This window comes from Streptomyces sp. CG4 (assembly GCF_041080655.1).
Taxonomy (GTDB): Bacteria; Actinomycetota; Actinomycetes; order Streptomycetales; family Streptomycetaceae; genus Streptomyces.
In genome coordinates this window covers 8,148,599-8,166,932 of the sequence record NZ_CP163525.1, presented here as the reverse complement: position 1 = coordinate 8,166,932, position 18,334 = coordinate 8,148,599, and the positions used below count along the sequence as shown (strand labels likewise).

The window sequence follows — 18,334 nt, the reverse complement described above, 5'->3', positions numbered from 1 at the left end:
CCTGGCTGATTACAGTGCCCGCATGAACAGCAGGACCGCCTCCTTCGACGACCTCGACCGCAAGATCGTCACCGCGCTGATGGCGAACGCCAGGACCAGCTTCGCCGAGATCGGCGCGGCGATCGGGCTGTCGTCCACCGCGGTCAAACGGCGCGTGGACCGGCTGCGCGAGACCGGGGTGATCACCGGGTTCACGGCCACGGTGCAGCCGTCGGCGCTGGGCTGGCGCACCGAGGCGTACGTCGAGGTGTACTGCGAGGGCGCGGCTCCGCCCCGGCGGCTCGCGGAGGTCGTCCGGAACCATCCGGAGATCACGGCGGCCATGACGGTGACGGGCGGCGCGGACGCGCTGCTGCATGTGCGGGCGCGGGACGTGGACCACTTCGAGGAGGTGCTGGAGCGGATCCGCACCGAGCCGTTCATCCGCAAGACGATCAGCGTGATGGTCCTGTCCCATCTGCTCCCGGAAAGCCCGGAGGCGGGCGCCACCCATCCGGCACCGGAGTGACGCGGAGTATGCGCAGCATCCGTGCGTGGAGCCCGATGAAAACGCAGTGATGCTGCGTATGCGTGCAGCTTTTCTCGCTTGTCGGTCGCCGATCTCCGTTTCTACCGTTGTGGCACCCCCCAGTGACACACAGGAAAGCGGAGGAAACCCTCTGTGTCCGAAAGTCGTGTACCGCGCCCTCGGCGCTTTCTCGTCTGCGAACCCAGACATTTCGCCGTTCAGTACGCGATCAACCCTTGGATGCATCCCGACAAGCCCGTCGACGTGGACCTGGCCCAGGAGCAGTGGCAGACGCTGATCCGCGCCTACCGCGCCCACGGTCACGCCGTCCAGTCGGTCGAGCCGGTGGCCGGCCTGCCGGACATGGTGTTCGCCGCGAACGCCGCGTTCATGGTCGGCGGCCGGGTCTTCGGCTCGCTGTTCCACGCGCCGCAGCGGCGCCCCGAGTCGGTGCACTACGACACCTGGTTCAAGGCGGCCGGCTACGACGTGTACCGCCCCGAGTCGGTGACCGAGGGCGAGGGCGACCTGGTGTGGACGGGCCGGTACGTGCTGGCCGGCACCGGGTTCCGCACCACCCGCGAGGCGCACCGGGAGGCCCAGGAGTTCCTCGGCCACCCGGTGATCGGCCTGACCCTGGTCGATCCGTACTTTTATCACCTGGACACGGCGCTGTTCGTCCTCGACGAGGACAACATCTGCTACTACCCGGAGGCGTTCTCGGCGGGCAGCCGGGAGGTGCTGCGCCGGCTGTACCCGGACGCGGTGCTCGCCACCCGCGAGGACGCGCTGGCGTTCGGCCTGAACTCCGTGTCCGACGGCCGCAACGTCTTCATCGCGCCGCAGGCCGAGGCGCTGGCCGAGAACCTCTCCGGCCACGGTTACGTCCCCGTCCCCGTCGACCTGTCCGAGTTCCACAAAGCCGGCGGTGGCATCAAGTGCTGCACCCAGGAGATCCGCTGATGACCGCACCCGCGCGCACGCGTACGTCCGACGACCTGATCAAGGCGGAGGAGCCGGTCCTCGCGCACAACTACCACCCGCTGCCCGTGGTCGTCGCCCGTGCCGAGGGCACCTGGGTGGAGGACGTCGAGGGCCGCCGCTACCTCGACATGCTCGCCGGCTACTCGGCGCTGAACTTCGGCCACCGGCACCCGGCACTGATCGAGGCCGCGCACCGCCAGCTCGACCGGCTCACCCTGACCTCCCGCGCCTTCCACAACGACCGGCTCGCCGAGTTCGCCGAGCGGCTCGCGGCGCTGACCGGCCTGGACATGGTGCTGCCGATGAACACCGGCGCCGAGGCGGTGGAGAGCGGCATCAAGGTGGCCCGCAAGTGGGCGTACGACGTGAAGGGCGTTCCCGCCGACCGGGCGACGATCGTGGTCGCGGCGGAGAACTTCCACGGCCGTACGACGACGATCGTCAGCTTCTCCACGGACGAGACGGCCCGGTCCGGCTTCGGCCCCTTCACGCCCGGCTTCAAGATCGTGCCGTACGACGACCTGGCCGCGCTGGAGGAGGCCGTCGACGAGACCACGGCGGCCGTGCTGATCGAGCCCATCCAGGGCGAGGCCGGCGTGATCATCCCGGAGGACGGCTATCTCGCCGGGGTGCGGGAGCTGACCCGCCGCAAGGGCTGTCTGTTCATCGCCGACGAGATCCAGTCGGGCCTCGGCCGTACCGGCCGTACCCTCGCCGTCGAGCACGAGGGCGTCGTGCCGGACGTGCTGCTGCTCGGCAAGGCGCTCGGCGGCGGGATCGTGCCGGTGTCGGCGGTGGCGGCCCGGCGCGAGGTGCTGGGGGTGCTGCACCCGGGCGAGCACGGCTCCACGTTCGGCGGCAACCCGCTCGCGGCGGCCGTCGGCACGGCCGTGGTCGAGCTGCTGGAGACCGGCGAGTTCCAGCGGCGGGCGGCCGAGCTGGGCGTGGTCCTGCGGGACGGGCTGACCGCGCTGGCCGGGCGGGGCGTGGTCGGCTTCCGGGCGCGCGGGCTGTGGGCGGGCGTCGACGTCGACCCGGCTATCGGCACCGGCCGGGAGATCAGCGAGCGGCTGATGCGGGAGGGCGTCCTGGTGAAGGACACCCACGGGTCCACGATCCGGCTGGCACCCCCGCTGACCATCACGGCGCAGGAGCTGCGTTCCGCGCTGGCGGCGCTGGAGAAGGCGCTGGGTTCGTGACCCCGGTGCGGGCGCGGGAGGCGTGATGTGTGGGGGGCGGCCGCGGGCCGCTCCCCACACGTTCGTACGCCTCCACCCGATGGCCGAAGAGTGACGATTGAGCCAAGAGGGGGTAGACCACTCTCAGCTACAGAGAGGTCGACCGTGGGCACTCACGAGGAGCAGAACGTTGCCCGGCAGCGGTTCGACGTGGCCGACGCCGCGCCCCTGCTGCTCGACGCGCAGGGCGTGGTGACGGGCTGGACCCCCAACGCGGAGCGGCTGCTGGCGTACCCGGCCGCCGAGGTCGTGGGCGCCAGTGCCGTCGGCCTGCTGTCCGCCGAGGACGCCGCGCGCGTGCCGGAGCTGGTCGAGCGGTGCCGCAGCGACGGCGGCTGGGCGGGGCTGCTGACCGCGCGGCGCGGGGACGGGCAGCCGGTCCGGTTGATGGTGCGGATCACGCCGGCGGTGTATTCCGGCGGGGCGCCGCAGTGGCTGGTTCTGCTCTCCGAGGTCTCCGGGGCACGCGGCTGGGACATGAGCCGTGCGGTGCTGGAGCAGATGGTGACCGGCTCCCCCGTCGGCATCGCGATCGTGGACACCGATCTGCGGTGTGTCTGGTCGAACGCCGCGCTGGAACGTTACGGCGGCGGCTCTCCGATGGAGCGGCTGGGGCGGCGGCTCGCGGAGATCCAGCCGGGCATCGACTCCGCGGACATCGAGACGCAGATGCGGAGCGTGCTGGAGTCCGGCCGCCCGGTGGTCGGGTACGAGCATGTGGGCCAGGTGCGGTCCGCGCCGCACCGGGAGACGGCGCACATGATGTCGTTCACCCGCCTCGAGGACGACCTGGGTCACCCGATGGGCGTGTACTACACCGTCGTCGACGTCACCGAGCGGCACCGCGCCCGGCAGCGGCTGGCCCTGCTCGACCGGGCCGGTGAGCAGATCGGGCGCACCCTGGACGTCTGGCGGACCGCGCAGGAACTCGCCGACGTGGCCGTGCAGGGCTTCGCCGGCGCCGTGCGGGGCTTCGCCGACTTCGTCGGTGTGGACCTGCTGGAATCCGTACTGCGCGGCGCCGAGCCCGAGCCGCCGGGCCGGACGGATCAGGTGCCGCTGCGCCGGGCCGGGCACCAGTCGGTGAACCCCGCGGTCCCGGAGACCGTCGTCGAGATCGGCGAGGTGGCCACCTACCTCGCCGGATCGCCCCCGATCCGCTGTCTGACCACGGGCCGGTCCTGGCGCGAGGAGCGGCTGGACCCGCTGGCCAGGGAGTGGGCCACGGACATCCCGGCGGGCCGGGCGGGGACCTTCCTGGACCTGGGCCTGCACAGCGTGATCATCGTGCCCATCCAGGCGCGGGGCGTCACGATGGGCGTCACCACCTTCTTCCGGCGCCGCCGCCAGGAACCGTTCGACGAGGACGACCTGAGTCTCGCCGAGGACCTGGTGTCCCGGGCCGCGGTCTGCGTGGACAACGCCCGCCGCTACACGCGCGAGCGGGACGCGGCCCTGGTCCTGCAGCGCAGCCTGCTGCCGCACCGGCTGCCCGAGCAGGAGGCAGTGGAGGCGGCCGCCTGCTACCGGCCGGCCGACGAGCTGACCGGCCTCGGCGGCGACTGGTACGACCTCATCCCGCTGTCCGGCGCACGCGTGGCCCTGGTCGTGGGCGAGGTGCCGGGGCACGGGATCGACGCCGCCGCGGCGATGGGGCGGCTGCGCACCGCCGTACGCACCCTCGCGGCGCTCGATCTGCCGCCCGAGGAGATCCTCGCGCACCTCGACGACCTGGTGGCGCGGACGTCCGACGAGGAGGGCGTGCCGGAGACCCCGGAGGCCGCCGACGCCCAGGCGTTGGGCGCCGGGTGTGTGTACGTCGTCTACGACCCGGTCGACGGTCGGTGCACGATGGCCGCCGCGGGCCATCCCGCGCCCGCCGTCGTACGGCCCGACGGCACCGCCGGTTTCGTCGACCTCCCGCAGGGGCCGCCGCTCGGGGCGGGCGGTCCGCCCTACGAGGCGGTCGAGCTGTCCCTGGCCGAGGGCAGCACGCTGGCCCTGCACACCGACGGGCTGCTGGCCCACGGGGGCGACGGGGCCGTCGACGCGGACCGCGAGCGGCTGCGGCGCGTCCTGGAGCGGCGCGGCCCCTCGCTCGACCAGCGCTGCCGGTCCGTGATCGACGCGCTGGTCCCGGCCCGGCCGCACGACGACGTGGCCCTGCTGATGGCCCGGACCCGGCTGCTCGACGCCGGGCAGGTCGCCGACTGGGACCTGCCCGCCGACCCCGCCGTGGTCGCCGACGCCCGCAAGCAGGCCGCCCAGCAGCTGGCCGAGTGGGATCTTGAGGAGCTGGTGTTCACCACCGAACTGGTCGTGAGCGAGCTGGTCACCAACGCCATCCGGCACGCGGAGGGCCCCATCCGGCTCCGCCTGATCAGGGATCGGACGCTGATCTGCGAGGTGTCCGACGGCGGCACCACCGCGCCGCATCTGCGCCATCCGCGCGCCACGGACGAGGGCGGCCGCGGACTGCTGCTGGTCTCGCAGCTCACCCAGCGCTGGGGAACCCGTTTCGCGCCCAAGGGCAAGGTCATCTGGGCGGAGCAGCCCCTGACGGAGCCGCCGGGGTGAGCGACCACCCTCATGAGCGACGCCCTCGTGAGATCGGCTACGGCCTCGCTGGACCGGGTGCGATCCACCGGCGAGCGGGACACCATGGCCCCACAGCGCTACGACATCGAGGATCCCGACCGGCCCGGAGAGTGGGAGGAGCGCTACTGGAGCCTCGTCAACGCGCCGGTGTTCGACACGACGGGACCGGCCCGCGGTCGGCGCGGTGAACGTGTGCGGGGACTGGTACGACATCGTCGACCTGGTGGGCGGCCACCGCACGGGCGTGGCCGTGGGCGACGTGGTTGGGCACGGTCTGGAGGCCGCCGGGGTCATGGGCCGGCTGCGCAGCGCGCTGAGCGCCATCTCCCGTGTCGCCGCGGGGCCGGCCGAGGTCCTGAACATCCTCGGTCGGTACGCGCATGTCGTCGACGGCGCCGAATCGGCCACCGTCGTCACGACGTTCATCGACTTCGACGACCACACGATCACTACAGCAGCACCGGGCATCCGCCGCCCGTGCTCGTCCAGCCGGACGGCCGCGTGGAGTTCCTCGACCAGGCCACCGACCCGCCGCTCGACGCCCGCCCCGACCCGATCCCCAGACCCCAGGCCCGCACGGGCCACGCCGAGGGCGCCACCCTCGTCCTGTACACCGACGGCCTGATCGAGCGCCGCGGCGAGGACATCGACACCGGGCCGGCCCGCCTCGCCGACTCCCTCGACCGCCACCGCCACCTTGGAGAGGACCCCGAGGCCCTCGCGGACGCCGTCCTGCTGGAACTGCTGCCGCCCGCGGTACGTCAGCTCATGCCGCTCATACCGCTCATGCCGCCCGAGTCGCCCGAGTCGCTCGTTCCGCCGGTGCCGAGGAGCTTCTTCATCTCCCTGATCTCGGCGTTCTGCGCGCTGACGACGGCGTCGGCCAGGGCCTTGGCGGGCCCGTACGCACCCTTGGCCTTCTCCGTTCCGGCCATCTGCACGGCGCCCTGGTGGTGCTTGACCATCATGGACAGGAACTTCGTGTCGAAGCCTTTGCCCTGGGCTCTCTTCAGCTCGGCCATGTCGGCGTCGCTCATCATCCCGGACATGCCGGGGTGGCCCGAGTGGTCCATGCCGGTCATGGGCACCCGCTCGCCCCAGGACCTGAGCCAGCCGGTCATGGTGCGGATCTCCGGGGCCTGCGCCTTCTCGATGCGGAGGGCGAGGTCCTTCACCTGCGCCGAGGAGGCCCGGCCGGGGGCAAGCCGCGCCATCTCCAGGGCCTGCTGGTGGTGCGGGATCATGGCCTGCGCGAAGGCGACGTCCTGGGCGTTGTGGGCGGTGCCCGCCGTCGGGGCCATCCCGCCCCGGGTGCCGGCGGCGCCGTGCGCGGCGTGCGCGCCGCCGGCACCGCTGCCGCCGCAGGCGGCCAGGACGAGGGCACAGCTCGCGACGACGGCGGCCAGGGCGGCACGACGCGTCAGGGTACGGCGGGTGAGGGTGCGACTGGTCATGCTGGAACTCCTGTGGTTCTCAAGGGATTTGGGGCAGACGCGAGCACGACCGCGGGTGCCGCAGTGCAGGGGCGGGCTGTGCGGCCGACGGAGCCTTCCAGGGCCCGTCCGGCGGATCAGGTCGCAGGAAATTCACGGCGCCTCATCGGCGCAGGTGAGCGGGGGCTGGTGCGCGCGTCTGCGACAGGATCCGCCGGGCAGGCCCTAGATCCGCAGGAGCTGGAGTTCGGCCAGGGAGGGCGGGGCGCGGGCGCCTTCGGGCCCGGTGGCCGCACGGGAGCGCGGGCAACGGTCCGGCGCGGCGACGGCCACGGGGTCGGGGACGAGTGCGGGCAGCTCCGGGCCACCGTTCACCGCACCCGACGCACAGGTGGGATCGGCGTGCTGCGGCCGGCCCCCGCCGCAGTGCCGGTCGGCGTTCGCACAGCCGTCCTGTGCGACGGTGCCGGCGGCGACGGTGTGCTGCCCCGGACCGCCGTGCCCGGCATCCCCCGTGCCGCCGACGGGCCCGAGCGCATGCATCCCCAACAGCCCGGCCCACAGCACCAGCACGAGCGCCCCACGCCGCCACCGGGGCGGGCGCGAGGTGTGTGATCCGGCGCTGTGCATGGGCGCCATCGTACGAGGGCCGGGCGGGGGTGACCGGTCGCGGCTCGCGGGAGGCTCGATGTACCCGGCATGAGCATGGCCTGTTGCGGTTACAGATGACCACAGGCACACGCTGGGGTGGCCGGGACGATGTGAGGGGCGAGCCGTGTTCTATTACCTGCTCAAGTATGTGCTGCTGGGGCCCCTGCTGAGACTGGTCTTCCGGCCCCGGATCGAGGGCCTGGAGCACGTGCCGGAGTCCGGCCCCGCGATCGTCGCGGGGAACCATCTGTCTTTCGCCGACCATTTCCTGATGCCGGCGATGCTCAAGCGCCGGATCACGTTCCTCGCGAAGGCCGAGTACTTCACCGGCCCGGGGCTCAAGGGCCGGCTCACCGCGTTCTTCTTCCGCAGCGCCGGACAGATCCCGGTGGACCGCTCGGGCAAGGAGGCCGGGCAGGCCGCGATCCGCGAGGGCCTCAAGGTGCTGAACCGGGACGAGTTGCTCGGCATCTATCCGGAGGGCACCCGTTCGCACGACGGCAGGCTCTACAAGGGCAAGGTCGGCGTCGCCGTGATGGCGCTGAAGGCCGGGGTGCCGGTCGTACCGTGCGCGATGATCGGCACGTTCGAGGCCCAGCCGCCCGGGAAGGTCGTCCCGAGCATCCACCCCGTCACCATCCGCTTCGGCAAGGCCCTCGACTTCTCCCGCTATGCGGGAATGGAGCAGGAGCGGGCGATCCTGCGGGCCGTCACCGACGAGATCATGTACGCGATCCTGACGCTGTCCGAGCAGGAGTACGTCGACGAGTACGCGGCCGTCGTCAAGGAGCGGCAGGCCGCGGAGAAGGGCGCGAAGGAGCGCCGGTTCCCGCGGGCGCCGCTCAGCTGACCCCTCTGCCGTCGGCAGAAGTTCCGTGGCCCCGCCGGTCCGTTCTCCTAGGCTCGCCGTATGAAGAGGGCTTTGGTGATCGGGGCGAGTGGGCAGATCGGCCGTCCGGCCGTGGACGCGCTGGCGCGGGACGGCTGGGCGGTGACGGCCGCCTCGCGGAGCGGCGGCCGGGACGAGGCATGGGACGAGGGGGTACGCACGGTCCGGCTGGACCGCTCCGACGACGCGGCCCTGGCCGCGCTGGTCGGCGACGGCTGCGATCTGCTGGTCGACATGGTGGCCTACGACGCCGTGCACGCCCGGCAGCTGACGTCCCTGGCGGGCCGGATCGGCTCGGCGGTGGTGATCTCCAGCGTGGCCGTGTACGACGACGGCGCGGGCCGGAACTTCGACACGATGGGCACGCCGGACGGCTTTCCCACCTACCCGGTGCCGATACCCGAGACCCACCCGACGGTTGCGCCGGGCGAGGCGTCGTACAGCACGCGCAAGGTGGCGCTGGAGCGTGAACTCCTCGCGGCCGCAGGCACGTTGCCGGTCACGGTGCTGCGGCCGGGCGCGGTGCACGGGCCGTACAGTCCGCTCCCCCGTGAGCTCTACTTCGTGAAGCGGAATCTGGACGGCAGGCGCAGGCGGGTGCTGTCGTACCGGGGCGAGAGCCGGTTTCATACGGCGAGCGCCCGGAACATCGCCGAGCTGGTACGGCTGGCGGCGGCCCACCCCGGTACCCGGGTGCTCAACGCCTGTGACGGCGAGGCGCCGACGGTCGCCGGGATCGGTGCGGCGGTCGACGCGGTGATGGGCGTGGAGACGGAGACAACGTTCCTCGCCGCTCCGCCCGAGGGCTCCGTGGGCCAAAGTCCGTGGTCGACGCCGCTGCCGGTGGTCGCCGGCATGTCCGCCGCCGAGCGGGAGTTGGGCTACCGGCCGGTGGTGTCGTACGCCGAGAGCCTGCCGGAGACGGTCGCGTGGCTGACCGATGGGCTGCGCGCCGGGCGGGACTGGCGGGAGTGCTTCCCGCTCCTCGCCCGGGTGTATCCGGACCTGTTCGACTACGCGGCCGAGGACGCCTGGTTCACGGCATGAGCGAGGGGCGGCCGGGAAGTCCGGCCGCCCCTCGTCACCGCATGGGACCGGTTACGGCTTGGGCGTGGCGTGCGGGCCGCAGGTCACGTCCGCACCGTCCAGCTTGCCGTCGATCAGGTAGGAGTCGACGCGCTGGTTGATGCAGGAGTTGACCAGGCCGGTCACTCCGTGGGAGCCCGCGTCCTTCTCGGTGATCAGACGGGAGCCCTGGAAGCGCTTGTGCAGTTCGACGGCGCCCTCGTACGGGGTGGCGGCGTCCCGGGTGGACTGCACGATCAGCACCTGCGGCAGGCCCTCGCCGGTCCGCACCTCGACCGGGGTCCGCTGCTTCACCGGCCAGGTGGCGCAGGGCAGGTTCATCCAGGCGTTGGCCCAGGTCATGAACGGATAGTCCTGGTTGAGCCGGGTGTTGTCCCGGTTCCACCTCTGCCAGCTGGTGGGCCACTTGGCGTCGGTGCACTCGACGGCCGTGTAGACGGCGTTGCCGTTCTCGGCGCTGATGTTGCCGGCCGTGTTCGACAGGTTGGGGCCCGCGGCGTCGACGAGCGCCTTGGTGTCACCGGCGAAGTACTTGCTGAACACGGTGGCGACCGGCACCCACGAGGAGTCGTAGTACGGCGCGCTCTGGAAGAAGGCGATCAGCTCGGCCGGGCCGACGACCCCGCCGATGGGGCTCTTCTTGGCGGTGGCGCGCAGTTCGAGCCACTTGGCCTGGACGGCGGCGCGGGTGGTGCCGAGGTGGAAGGCGGCGTCGTTGGTGGCGACCCAGTCCTCCCAGTCCTTCCAGCGGCCCTCGAAGGCGATGTCCTGGTTCAGGTTGGCCTGGTACCAGATGTTCTCGCGGGCGGGGTTGACCACGCTGTCCACGATCATGCGGCGCAGGTGGCCCGGGAACAGGGTGCCGTAGACGGCGCCGAGGTAGGTGCCGTAGGAGACGCCGAGGTAGTTGAGCTTCTGCTCGCCCAGGGCCGCGCGGATGACGTCCAGGTCGCGGGCGGTGTTCGGCGTGGTCATCTGCTGGAGCATCGCGTGGCCGGTGCGCTCCAGGCAGCCGTCCGCGTACGCGCGGGCCAGCTTGCGCTGAGCGGTCTTGTCCGCCTCGGTGTCCGGCACCGGGTCCATCTTCGGCGCCTTGACGTACTCCTGCGGGTCCTCGCAGGAGATGGGCGCGGAGTGGCCGACGCCGCGCGGGTCGAAGCCGACGAAGTCGTAGGCCTTGGCGACGTTCGCCCAGACGGGGTTCTTGGTGGTGATCCGGCGCGGGAACTTCAGGCCCGAGCCGCCGGGGCCGCCGGGGTTGTAGACGAGCGCGCCCTGGCGCTCCTGCGGGGTCCCCGTGTTGCCGATGCGGTCGACGGCGAGCTTGATCTGCTTGCCGTACGGGTGAGCGTAGTCGACCGGCACGCTGACCCAGCCGCACTGGATGGGCTTCTCCAGCCCCCAGTCGGCGGGGCAGTCCTGCCAGTCGATGCCGGCCTTGGCGGCGCGGGCGGCGGCGATCGCGGCGCCCTTGGCCTCCCGGTCCGGGCCGGGCCGGGAGGCGGCGGCGCTGGCCGCGGGTGCCGAGACGGCACCGGCGACCAGGGTGGCGGTGACGAGCGCTCCGGCCGAACCGAGCGCCAGCAGGCGGCTCTTCGGTCTGTTGTGCCTCAAGTGGGCCCTCCCCCTACATCAGGATCACTGCGAGTGGTCAGGCCGGGATCCTCTCGGCTGTGAGCGGCCTGAGAACAGGGGTAGCCCGCCATCTTTACCAATCCGATAACCGGACGATCATGTCCAGTGGGACGAGGCCCTCCGCCGAGAGGGTGACGACAGGACGCGGGGCGCTCCTCAGCCGAGCTTGGTCAGTGCCTCGTCCAACAGCCGTCGCAGTCGCAGTGCGTCGGGGGCCACCGCGCTGACCAGGGCGGCCGGGCCTGCCAGAGGTATCAGGGCGGCGCACTCCCCCAGGGCCTCGGCCTGGACCGGGTGATGCGCGAACTCGGGCCGTACGACGACGAGTTGACCCACCGACCGGTGCCCGGCCAGTACCGCCGGACCGTCCCAGCCGCCGGGTGCGCCGGGGCCGCAGGACAGTTCCTGGTCCAGCACCGTGCGGCCCGCGACCCGTACGGTCAGCCGGCTGGTGAGCCGCCCGGGTTCCTCTCCCGCCCGCCCGAGCACCTGCTCCTCGCGCAGCACCAGCCGGGCGTCGGCGGCGAGTTCGGCTCGCGTGGTGACGTACAGGTCACTGCCGCGGGCCGAGATCAACTGCTCGGGCAGCCAGCGCAGTTCGGCGCCGTCGGCCACGTCCAGCCGTACGTCGTAGCGGGCCTCCCCCTTGGCCTGGCCGGGCAGGGCGAGGGTGGCGGCGGCCGAGCCGATGTGCAGCCGGGCGCTCTCCGCCACGCTCGCCGTGACCGCGAAGCGGTCGCCGCCGAGCGGGCCGCTCATCGCGCCGACCAGCATGACCTTCGCCTCGGAACCGCCGGACCGGATGCGGCGCAGGGCCAGCGGCCCGTCGCCGTCCAGCACGGGCAGGGCCGTACCGCCGCGCCCGTCGGAGCGGGCGACGATCCGCGCGTGTGCCCGGACCCCGGTCGCCGTCATGCCGTCCACGCGGCGAGCCGCGCCCGTACCCAGGCGGCCACGTCCGCGACCCCCGGCTCACCGCGCAAGGACTGGAAGACCACCGGGAGTTCGGCCCGCTGGGCCTTGGCGTCGGCGGCCATCCGGGCGAGGTCGGAGCCGACGTGCGGCGCGAGGTCGGTCTTGTTGACGACAAGCAGGTCGGCCGTGGTGACGCCGGGTCCGCCCTTGCGCGGGATGTCGTCGCCGCCGGCCACGTCGATCACGAAGATCTGCGCGTCCACGAGTCCCCTGGAGAAGGTCGCGGTGAGGTTGTCGCCGCCGGACTCGACGAGGATCAGATCCAGCGGGCCGACCGCGTCCTCCAGGTCCTCCACGGCTTCGAGGTTGGCCGAGATGTCGTCGCGGATGGCGGTGTGCGGGCAGGCGCCCGTCTCCACTGCGGTGATCCGCTCGGGCGGCAGCACGGCCTCCCGGAGCAGGAACTCGGCGTCCTCACGGGTGTAGATGTCATTGGTGACGACGGCCAGCGACAGCTCGTCGCGCAGCGCCCGGCAGAGCGCGGCGACGGTCGCGGTCTTCCCGGACCCGACGGGCCCACCGAGCCCGATGCGCAGGGCGCGGCGGGTTCCGTCGGGGCGGTGCGCGTCGGCGCTGACGGCGGCGGGACCGGAGTGGGTGTGGTCGAGGTGCATAACAGCGGCTCCAGAGGAGGACGGGACGGGCAGGGGCGGCGGGGGCGAGGGATATCAGGATGCGAACAGGCGTACCGGCCAGGCCGCGTGCCACTCCGCACCGACTTCCAGCAAGGGCCCGGAAGCGGCGGGCAGCGCGTCGACCCCCTCGGCGGCAGCCCGCCGCGCCGCCTCCACGGCCCGGTCGGCGACCCGGTCCAGCTCGGGCGCCAGCCGCGCCAGCACACCGGTCGCGTCGAACGGGTCCAGGCTCAGCAGACGCACCGTGGCCGTCGCCGGCCCGCTCACGCTCTCGTACGCCGCGCAGTACGCCGCGTCGTCCGGGCCCAGTCCGGCCGCCCGCGCGGCCAGGCCGAGCACCACCGGCTGATGGGCTCCCTTGGGGAACTCCCCTGCCAGCGCTTCGAGTTCGGCCGACGGCCAGCTCGCCCGGGCGGCCCGCAGCAGCTGCCGGCCGAGCCGGCGCGCGGCGATCCGGAGAGCCGGAGACGGTGTGCGGGCGTCCGCCGCCGCGTCCAGCTCCCCCGGATCCACGCCGAGTACGGCGGCGGCCGCCACCGCTCCCGCGACCAGCCCGGCGGTCTGCAGCCGGCCCCGGCAGAAGTCCTCCAGGTGCGCGGCGCAGGTGATGCGCCCGGCCTTGACGGCGGCCTCCGCCCCGCCGGAGTGCGCGTGCCCTCCGGCGGGGAAGCGGCCGTCGGCCAGGACGAGAAGTGCTGCCCGTGCCATCACGCCGCCATCAGAAGAGGAAGTAGCGCTGGGCCATGGGCAGTTCGGCCGCCGGTGCCGCCTCGACCAGTTCGCCGTCGATGTGCACGGCGAAGCTGTCGGGGTCGATCCGGACGTCGGGCCGGGCGTCGTTCTCGCGCATGTCGGCCTTGGTGACGCCGCGCGTGGACTCGATCGCCACGAACCGCTTGCCGAGCCCCAGGCGCTCGGGCAACCCGTCCTCGATCGCCAACGGGGCGGCGAAGTTCACCGAGTTGGCGGCCGGGGCGCGGCCGATCGCGCCGTACATCGGGCGCGGCAGGATCGGCTGCGGGGTCGGGATGGAGGCGTTGGCGTCGCCCATCTGCGCATACGCGATCTGGCCGCCCTTGAGCACGAGGAGCGGCTTGACGCCGAAGAAGACCGGGTCCCACAGCACGAGGTCGGCGAGCTTGCCGGTCTCGACGGAGCCGATCTCGGCGGCGAGGCCCTGGGCGAGCGCGGGATTGATCGTGTACTTGGCGACGTACCGCCGTACCCGTCGGTTGTCGGCGCGCCCGTCGCCCGGCAGCGCGCCGCGCCGCCGCTTCATGACATGAGCCGTCTGCCAGGTCCGCAGGACGACCTCGCCCACCCGTCCCATCGCCTGGGAGTCGGAGGAGATGATCGAGATCGCGCCGAGGTCGTGGAGGATGTCCTCCGCGCCGATGGTGGACGGCCGGATCCGGGACTCGGCGAACGCCAGGTCCTCGGGGACGGCGGCGTTGAGATGGTGGCACACCATCAGCATGTCGAGGTGTTCCTCGGCGGTGTTGACGGTGTACGGCCGGGTCGGGTTGGTGGAGCTGGGCAGCACGTTGGGCTGCGAGACCACGGTCATGATGTCCGGCGCGTGCCCGCCGCCGGCGCCTTCGGTGTGGTACGAGTGGATGCCCCGGCCCGCGATCGCGGCGAGGGTGTCGCCCACGAATCCGGCCTCGTTGAGGGTGTCGGTGTGGATGGCGACCTGGATGCCGGTGCGGTCGGCGACGGTGAGCGAGGCGTCGATGACGGCCGGGGTGGTGCCCCAGTCCTCGTGCAGCTTCAGGCCGGCCGCGCCGCCGCGGATCTGGGAGAGCATCGCCTCCTGGGAGACGGTGTTGCCCTTGCCGAGGAGACCGACGTTGACCGGGTAGGCCTCCATCGCCTCGAACATCCGGGCGAGATGCCAGGGCCCGGGCGTGACGGTGGTGGCCTTCGAGCCCTCCGCGGGGCCGGTGCCGCCGCCCACGAGGGTGGTGATGCCGGAGGCCAGCGCCTCGTCGGCGATCTGCGGGCAGATGAAGTGGACGTGCGCGTCGATGGCGCCGGCGGTGAGGATCCGCCCGTTGCCCGCGATGATCTCGGTCTCGGGGCCGATGACCAGGTCGGGGTGGACCCCGTCCATGGTGTCGGGGTTGCCGGCCTTGCCGATCGCCGCGATCCGGCCGTCGCGGATGCCGACGTCGGCCTTGACGACGCCCCAGTGGTCGACGACGACGGCACCGGTGATCACGGTGTCGGGGGTGCCGTCGGCGCGGGTGGCGCGGGACTGGCCCATGGACTCGCGGATGACCTTGCCGCCGCCGAAGACCGCCTCGTCCCCGGAGGCGCCGGGGCCGCCGCAGCGGTCCTCCTCGATCTCGATCAGCAGGTCGGTGTCGGCGAGCCGGATGCGGTCGCCGGTGGTGGGTCCGAACAGGTCGGCGTAGGCGCCGCGGGCGATCTCAGGCATCGAGGGCACCTCCGGTCTCCCCGCGCAGGCCCGGCACGATCCGGGCGCCGGCGAGGGGGACGAGTTCCACGGCGACGGGGATGCCGGGCTCGAAGCGGACGGCGGTGCCGGCGGCGACGTTCAGCCGCTTGCCGCGGGCCGCGGCGCGGTCGAACTCCAGGCCGGGGTTGGCCTCGGCGAAGTGGTAGTGGGAGCCGACCTGGACCGGCCGGTCGGCGGCGTTGAGCACGGTCAGCCGGGTGATCTCACGGCCGGCGTTGACATGGACGGGGTCGTCCGCGAACAGGATCTCTCCGGGAATCATCGCGGCCCCCTCAGATGATCGGCTCGTGGACGGTGACGAGCTTGGTGCCGTCCGGGAAGGTGGCCTCCACCTGGACGTCGTGGATCATCTCCGGGACGCCGTCCATGACGTCGTCCCGGGTGAGGATCTTGCGGCCGGAGGACATCAGCTCGGCGACCGTACGGCCGTCACGGGCTCCTTCGAGGATGTGCGACGTGATGAGGGCGACCGCTTCCGGGTGGTTGAGCCTCAGCCCGCGGGCCCGGCGCTTCTCGGCGACGTCGGCCGCCACATGGATGAGCAGCCTCTCTTGCTCGTGCGGGGTCAGTTGCACGTCCCACCTCACAGTCCTTGCTCCGGACCGTGCGGGGTCCGGTTGCCGCTGCCATCACGACGGGGATAGATGTAACACACAGACAAATCCCCGGATCGTCCTCAATCCGGGCAGAAAAACCCCTGATGGCGTGGACCGGCAGGTTAGTTCGCCGGAGTTTCAACGACGTTAACCAGAGCTTGATCCACGTATGACCGCGCGAGGGGCGCGCCGATACCCGTCCGGGTCAGGACACGCCGGGCCCGCGATGCTCGGCGGCGACGCCCGGACCGCGCCGCTCGGCCGCGGCTCCCTGGCCGCGATGCTCCGCGGCGATCCCGAACCGCTGCTGTTCGCGCGGGGCGGAACCGATCTCACGGACCCCCGAGACCGAGCTGACGACCTGCTCCTCGGCCGGCTCGTCGAGCGCGGCCAGTCGTTCCAGATCGGCGGCCGAGACCAGCGCGACCAGCGGCTTGCCGTGCCGTGTCACGACGACGCGCTCACCGCCGTACACCACCCGGTTGATCAGGTCGGCGAGCTCAGCCCTGGCTTGCGTCACCGGAATCTCGTAGGCCATGACCCCATTCTAACGTCACGTACGTCCTGTACATTTTTTACAGAAGCCGAGCCCACCGGGGCCGTGCGCCGAGAAGGGGTGTCCCATGTCCCGAGCTTTCGCCCGTCATGTCCTGCCCGAGTTCACCGAGCGCACCAGCGGCGGCGTGCGCACCCTCGACCCCTACGGCAAGCTCTTCGAGGACCGGATCGTCTTCCTCGGCACCGCGCTCGACGACGCGGCCGCGAACGACGTGATGGCCCAGCTCATGTACCTCGAACACGCGGCCCCGGAGCGGGACATCACGCTGTACGTCAACTCCCCGGGCGGCACGTTCAGCGCCCTGACGGCCGTCTACGACACGCTGCGCTACGTCAGCTGCGACGTGGCGACCTACTGCCTGGGCCAGGCCGCGTCCCACGCCGCGCTGCTGCTCGCGGCCGGCACCCCGGGCAAGCGGTTCGCCCTGCCCGGCGCACGCATGGTGATCGAGCAGCCCCGGCTCGCCGAGCCGGTGCAGGGCCAGCCCAGCGACCTGCTCATCCAGGCCGAGGAGCTGACCCGGGTGCGCGCGCTGATGGAGGAGATGCTCGTACGGCACACCGGGCGCACGGCGGAGCAGGTACACCGGGATCTGGAGCGGGACGTGATCCTGGACGCCCCCGCGGCGGTGGCCTACGGCCTGGTGGACGGCATCGTGCCCAGCCGGCGGAGCATGCCCGGCGCACCGGACGCGAAGTGAGCCGCCGATGCTGCCGGACCTGCCGCCGCTGCCCGCACTGACGCGTGCCGAGGGCGATCTGATCGACCGTTATCTGGAGGCGGCCGACCTGCTGGGCCGCGTCAATCCCGCGCACGGCGGGGACACCTACCACGGGCTGCGCGCGGCCCAGGCCCTGGTACGCAAGGCCGCAGAGCTGCGCGACGCCCTCGCGTTGATGCACCAGCGGGGCGAGACGGAGCTGCACCGGGACACGCTGGCACGGGCCTTGCGGGTCCTGGACGGTGAGCGTCGTACCGCGCGCGTCGCGCTCCCGCCCGACGGCGGCCACTGATCCGGACGCCCGACCGGCCGGACATGATCCGAATGTCGACACGGCTCGCGAGGAGCGGCCTCGAAACAACCCGAACGGGGCACCGCCGACCGGTGGATATCCAGGCCGCTTTTCAGGCTTTCAGACTTGCACACTGCGCGGGTCCCGGGCCCGGGACGAGTTGCTCCGCCCCAGGTCCGGGGCTACGACCGGGATCTGACGATGCCTTGAACAGCACGTTGTCCACCCGAACGAGTGAGTGGTGAGTAACGCCACAAATCCCCGATTCCGTTGGGATTTTCAGACAGCTGTAGGTGAAGATCCCTGTCTGACGACAAGCCCCCGCCACCGCGGCGGGGCGGTCCGGGCGGACGCCGAATCCTGCCGCCGCCCGGATGACCGGTCGACAGGAGTGGATCGGCAGGAGTGGAGGACCCGAGCAAGACGGGTCACCGGAACGGAAGTTCGTCTGTTCGTCGCGGACGGCCGGAGGTTCCGAGCAGCCCTTGGGGTGAAGCCGCGGCAACGCGGCCGGGCAACTTCGCCAGCCCGAATCCGACAGGTCATCCTTCACAGGCGGCTGACGAAGGGTTGCGCATGACTGCGCTCAATCGTGTCCCGTCGCTCATGGCCCGGGCCGGAACGGCCTCGGCACTCACCCTCGCCGCCGTCGGCGGCTCGATCACGGTCCCCGGTCTGGCTCCTGACGCCTCGGCCGCGACCCTCGCGTCGAAAGCACTCCAGGTCGCGGCCTCCAAGCAGGGGGCGCCGTACCAATGGGGGGCAACCGGGCCGCACAGGTTCGACTGCTCGGGCCTGACGCTCTACTCGTTCAAGAAGGCGGGCAAGAGCCTGCCGCGCACCGCCGCCGCACAGTACAACACGTCGCACCACATCTCAGCCGGCAGCCGGAGGGCCGGTGACCTGGTGTTCTTCCACTCGGGTTCCTACGTCTACCACGTCGGCATCTACGCCGGTCACGGGAAGATCTGGCATGCACCGAAGACCGGTGACGTGGTGCGGCTCCAGAAGATCTGGACCTCCAGCGTCTGGTACGGACGGATCAACTGACC

General features: G+C 72.1%; 19 protein-coding genes, 1 pseudogene and 1 riboswitch. Of the genes and pseudogenes, 10 read left to right on the top strand and 10 right to left on the bottom strand.

Annotated features, from left to right (window positions below; translation table 11 throughout):
- Positions 1-22 precede the first annotated feature (22 nt).
- From AB5L52_RS37510 to AB5L52_RS37490, 5 genes and pseudogenes are all read left to right on the top strand, one after another.
- Positions 23-508, top strand: a complete 486-nt coding sequence (locus tag AB5L52_RS37510; RefSeq protein WP_351019930.1) for an Lrp/AsnC family transcriptional regulator — start codon at positions 23-25, stop codon at positions 506-508.
- Between the two features lie 153 nt (positions 509-661).
- Positions 662-1,471: a dimethylargininase gene (gene ddaH / locus AB5L52_RS37505; RefSeq protein WP_351565564.1), complete on the top strand. Its 810-nt coding sequence runs from the start codon at positions 662-664 to the stop codon at positions 1,469-1,471.
- A complete protein-coding gene (rocD, locus tag AB5L52_RS37500; RefSeq protein ID WP_369367865.1) occupies positions 1,471-2,691 on the top strand; it encodes an ornithine--oxo-acid transaminase in 1,221 nt (406 codons plus the stop codon). The genes ddaH and rocD overlap by 1 nt, the downstream gene beginning before the upstream one ends.
- 144 nt (positions 2,692-2,835) lie before the next feature.
- Positions 2,836-5,307, top strand: a complete 2,472-nt coding sequence (locus tag AB5L52_RS37495; RefSeq protein ID WP_369367864.1) for a SpoIIE family protein phosphatase — start codon at positions 2,836-2,838, stop codon at positions 5,305-5,307.
- A 205-nt stretch (positions 5,308-5,512) separates the two neighbouring features.
- A pseudogene (locus AB5L52_RS37490) lies at positions 5,513-6,018 on the top strand (PP2C family protein-serine/threonine phosphatase); the annotation flags it as partial.
- Positions 6,019-6,089: 71 nt separating this feature from the next.
- Here the strand turns inward: AB5L52_RS37490 and AB5L52_RS37485 are convergent.
- Together AB5L52_RS37485 and AB5L52_RS37480 are read right to left on the bottom strand one after the other, a co-directional pair.
- Complete coding sequence (locus AB5L52_RS37485; RefSeq protein WP_369367863.1) at positions 6,090-6,782, bottom strand: DUF305 domain-containing protein; 693 nt, start codon at positions 6,780-6,782, stop codon at positions 6,090-6,092.
- Between the two features lie 204 nt (positions 6,783-6,986).
- Entirely contained in the window at positions 6,987-7,391 is a 405-nt protein-coding gene (locus tag AB5L52_RS37480) for a DUF6153 family protein (protein WP_351019918.1), read from the bottom strand.
- 145 nt (positions 7,392-7,536) lie between these two features.
- On the opposite strand from AB5L52_RS37480, the gene AB5L52_RS37475 reads away from it, so the two are divergent.
- Together AB5L52_RS37475 and AB5L52_RS37470 are read left to right on the top strand one after the other, a co-directional pair.
- Positions 7,537-8,262, top strand: coding sequence for a lysophospholipid acyltransferase family protein (locus AB5L52_RS37475; protein WP_351019915.1), 726 nt, complete (start codon positions 7,537-7,539; stop codon positions 8,260-8,262).
- 60 nt (positions 8,263-8,322) lie between these two features.
- On the top strand, positions 8,323-9,348 hold the full coding sequence (locus tag AB5L52_RS37470; RefSeq protein WP_369367862.1) for an NAD-dependent epimerase/dehydratase family protein: 1,026 nt from the start codon (positions 8,323-8,325) through the stop codon (positions 9,346-9,348).
- A 51-nt stretch (positions 9,349-9,399) separates the two neighbouring features.
- Here AB5L52_RS37470 and AB5L52_RS37465 read toward each other — a convergent pair whose 3' ends face one another.
- The 8 genes from AB5L52_RS37465 to AB5L52_RS37430 form a co-directional block, all read right to left on the bottom strand.
- Positions 9,400-11,001, bottom strand: coding sequence for an alpha/beta hydrolase (locus AB5L52_RS37465; RefSeq protein ID WP_351019909.1), 1,602 nt, complete (start codon positions 10,999-11,001; stop codon positions 9,400-9,402).
- 177 nt (positions 11,002-11,178) lie between these two features.
- A complete protein-coding gene (locus AB5L52_RS37460) occupies positions 11,179-11,937 on the bottom strand; it encodes an urease accessory protein UreD (RefSeq protein WP_369367861.1) in 759 nt (252 codons plus the stop codon).
- Positions 11,934-12,611, bottom strand: a complete 678-nt coding sequence (gene ureG, locus AB5L52_RS37455) for an urease accessory protein UreG (RefSeq protein ID WP_351577192.1) — start codon at positions 12,609-12,611, stop codon at positions 11,934-11,936. Before ureG ends, AB5L52_RS37460 begins: the two co-directional genes overlap by 4 nt.
- Positions 12,612-12,665: 54 nt before the next feature.
- Positions 12,666-13,340, bottom strand: a complete 675-nt coding sequence (locus AB5L52_RS37450) for an urease accessory UreF family protein (protein ID WP_351019900.1) — start codon at positions 13,338-13,340, stop codon at positions 12,666-12,668.
- A 10-nt stretch (positions 13,341-13,350) separates the two neighbouring features.
- Entirely contained in the window at positions 13,351-15,072 is a 1,722-nt protein-coding gene (locus tag AB5L52_RS37445; RefSeq protein ID WP_351577189.1) for an urease subunit alpha, read from the bottom strand.
- Complete coding sequence (locus AB5L52_RS37440; RefSeq protein WP_351019894.1) at positions 15,065-15,376, bottom strand: urease subunit beta; 312 nt, start codon at positions 15,374-15,376, stop codon at positions 15,065-15,067. The genes AB5L52_RS37445 and AB5L52_RS37440 overlap by 8 nt, the downstream gene beginning before the upstream one ends.
- A 10-nt stretch (positions 15,377-15,386) precedes the next feature.
- Positions 15,387-15,689 carry an urease subunit gamma gene (locus tag AB5L52_RS37435; RefSeq protein WP_030339960.1) on the bottom strand — a complete coding sequence of 101 codons (303 nt, stop codon included), beginning with the start codon at positions 15,687-15,689 and terminating at the stop codon, positions 15,387-15,389.
- A gap of 226 nt (positions 15,690-15,915) precedes the next feature.
- Positions 15,916-16,248 carry a type II toxin-antitoxin system Phd/YefM family antitoxin gene (locus tag AB5L52_RS37430; RefSeq protein ID WP_351019891.1) on the bottom strand — a complete coding sequence of 111 codons (333 nt, stop codon included), beginning with the start codon at positions 16,246-16,248 and terminating at the stop codon, positions 15,916-15,918.
- Positions 16,249-16,333: 85 nt separating this feature from the next.
- Here AB5L52_RS37430 and AB5L52_RS37425 point away from each other — a divergent pair, with 85 nt between their 5' ends.
- The 3 genes from AB5L52_RS37425 (at position 16,334) to AB5L52_RS37415 (ending at position 18,332) form a co-directional block, all read left to right on the top strand.
- On the top strand, positions 16,334-16,969 hold the full coding sequence (locus tag AB5L52_RS37425) for an ATP-dependent Clp protease proteolytic subunit (RefSeq protein ID WP_369367860.1): 636 nt from the start codon (positions 16,334-16,336) through the stop codon (positions 16,967-16,969).
- A gap of 7 nt (positions 16,970-16,976) precedes the next feature.
- Positions 16,977-17,282, top strand: a complete 306-nt coding sequence (locus tag AB5L52_RS37420; RefSeq protein ID WP_351019885.1) for a hypothetical protein — start codon at positions 16,977-16,979, stop codon at positions 17,280-17,282.
- Between the two features lie 341 nt (positions 17,283-17,623).
- Positions 17,624-17,855: riboswitch (cyclic di-AMP (ydaO/yuaA leader) on the top strand.
- A gap of 3 nt (positions 17,856-17,858) precedes the next feature.
- Complete coding sequence (locus AB5L52_RS37415) at positions 17,859-18,332, top strand: C40 family peptidase (RefSeq protein WP_351019882.1); 474 nt, start codon at positions 17,859-17,861, stop codon at positions 18,330-18,332.
- Positions 18,333-18,334: the final 2 nt, after the last annotated feature.

Excerpts from the sequence above, each read along its gene's own strand:
- AB5L52_RS37470 (WP_369367862.1), top strand. The coding sequence starts at position 8,323 with ATGAAGAGGGCTTTGGTGATCGGGGCGAGTGGGCAGATCGGCCGTCCG.
- AB5L52_RS37425 (WP_369367860.1), top strand. The coding sequence starts at position 16,334 with ATGTCCCGAGCTTTCGCCCGTCATGTCCTGCCCGAGTTCACCGAGCGC.
- AB5L52_RS37485 (WP_369367863.1), bottom strand. The coding sequence starts at position 6,782 with ATGACCAGTCGCACCCTCACCCGCCGTACCCTGACGCGTCGTGCCGCC.
- AB5L52_RS37430 (WP_351019891.1), bottom strand. The coding sequence starts at position 16,248 with ATGGCCTACGAGATTCCGGTGACGCAAGCCAGGGCTGAGCTCGCCGAC.
- AB5L52_RS37420 (WP_351019885.1), top strand. The coding sequence starts at position 16,977 with ATGCTGCCGGACCTGCCGCCGCTGCCCGCACTGACGCGTGCCGAGGGC.
- AB5L52_RS37460 (WP_369367861.1), bottom strand. The coding sequence starts at position 11,937 with ATGACGGCGACCGGGGTCCGGGCACACGCGCGGATCGTCGCCCGCTCC.
- AB5L52_RS37480 (WP_351019918.1), bottom strand. The coding sequence starts at position 7,391 with ATGCACAGCGCCGGATCACACACCTCGCGCCCGCCCCGGTGGCGGCGT.
- AB5L52_RS37440 (WP_351019894.1), bottom strand. The coding sequence starts at position 15,376 with ATGATTCCCGGAGAGATCCTGTTCGCGGACGACCCCGTCCATGTCAAC.
- ureG (WP_351577192.1), bottom strand. The coding sequence starts at position 12,611 with ATGCACCTCGACCACACCCACTCCGGTCCCGCCGCCGTCAGCGCCGAC.
- AB5L52_RS37415 (WP_351019882.1), top strand. The coding sequence starts at position 17,859 with ATGACTGCGCTCAATCGTGTCCCGTCGCTCATGGCCCGGGCCGGAACG.
- AB5L52_RS37445 (WP_351577189.1), bottom strand. The coding sequence starts at position 15,072 with ATGCCTGAGATCGCCCGCGGCGCCTACGCCGACCTGTTCGGACCCACC.
- rocD (WP_369367865.1), top strand. The coding sequence starts at position 1,471 with ATGACCGCACCCGCGCGCACGCGTACGTCCGACGACCTGATCAAGGCG.
- AB5L52_RS37450 (WP_351019900.1), bottom strand. The coding sequence starts at position 13,340 with ATGGCACGGGCAGCACTTCTCGTCCTGGCCGACGGCCGCTTCCCCGCC.
- AB5L52_RS37510 (WP_351019930.1), top strand. The coding sequence starts at position 23 with ATGAACAGCAGGACCGCCTCCTTCGACGACCTCGACCGCAAGATCGTC.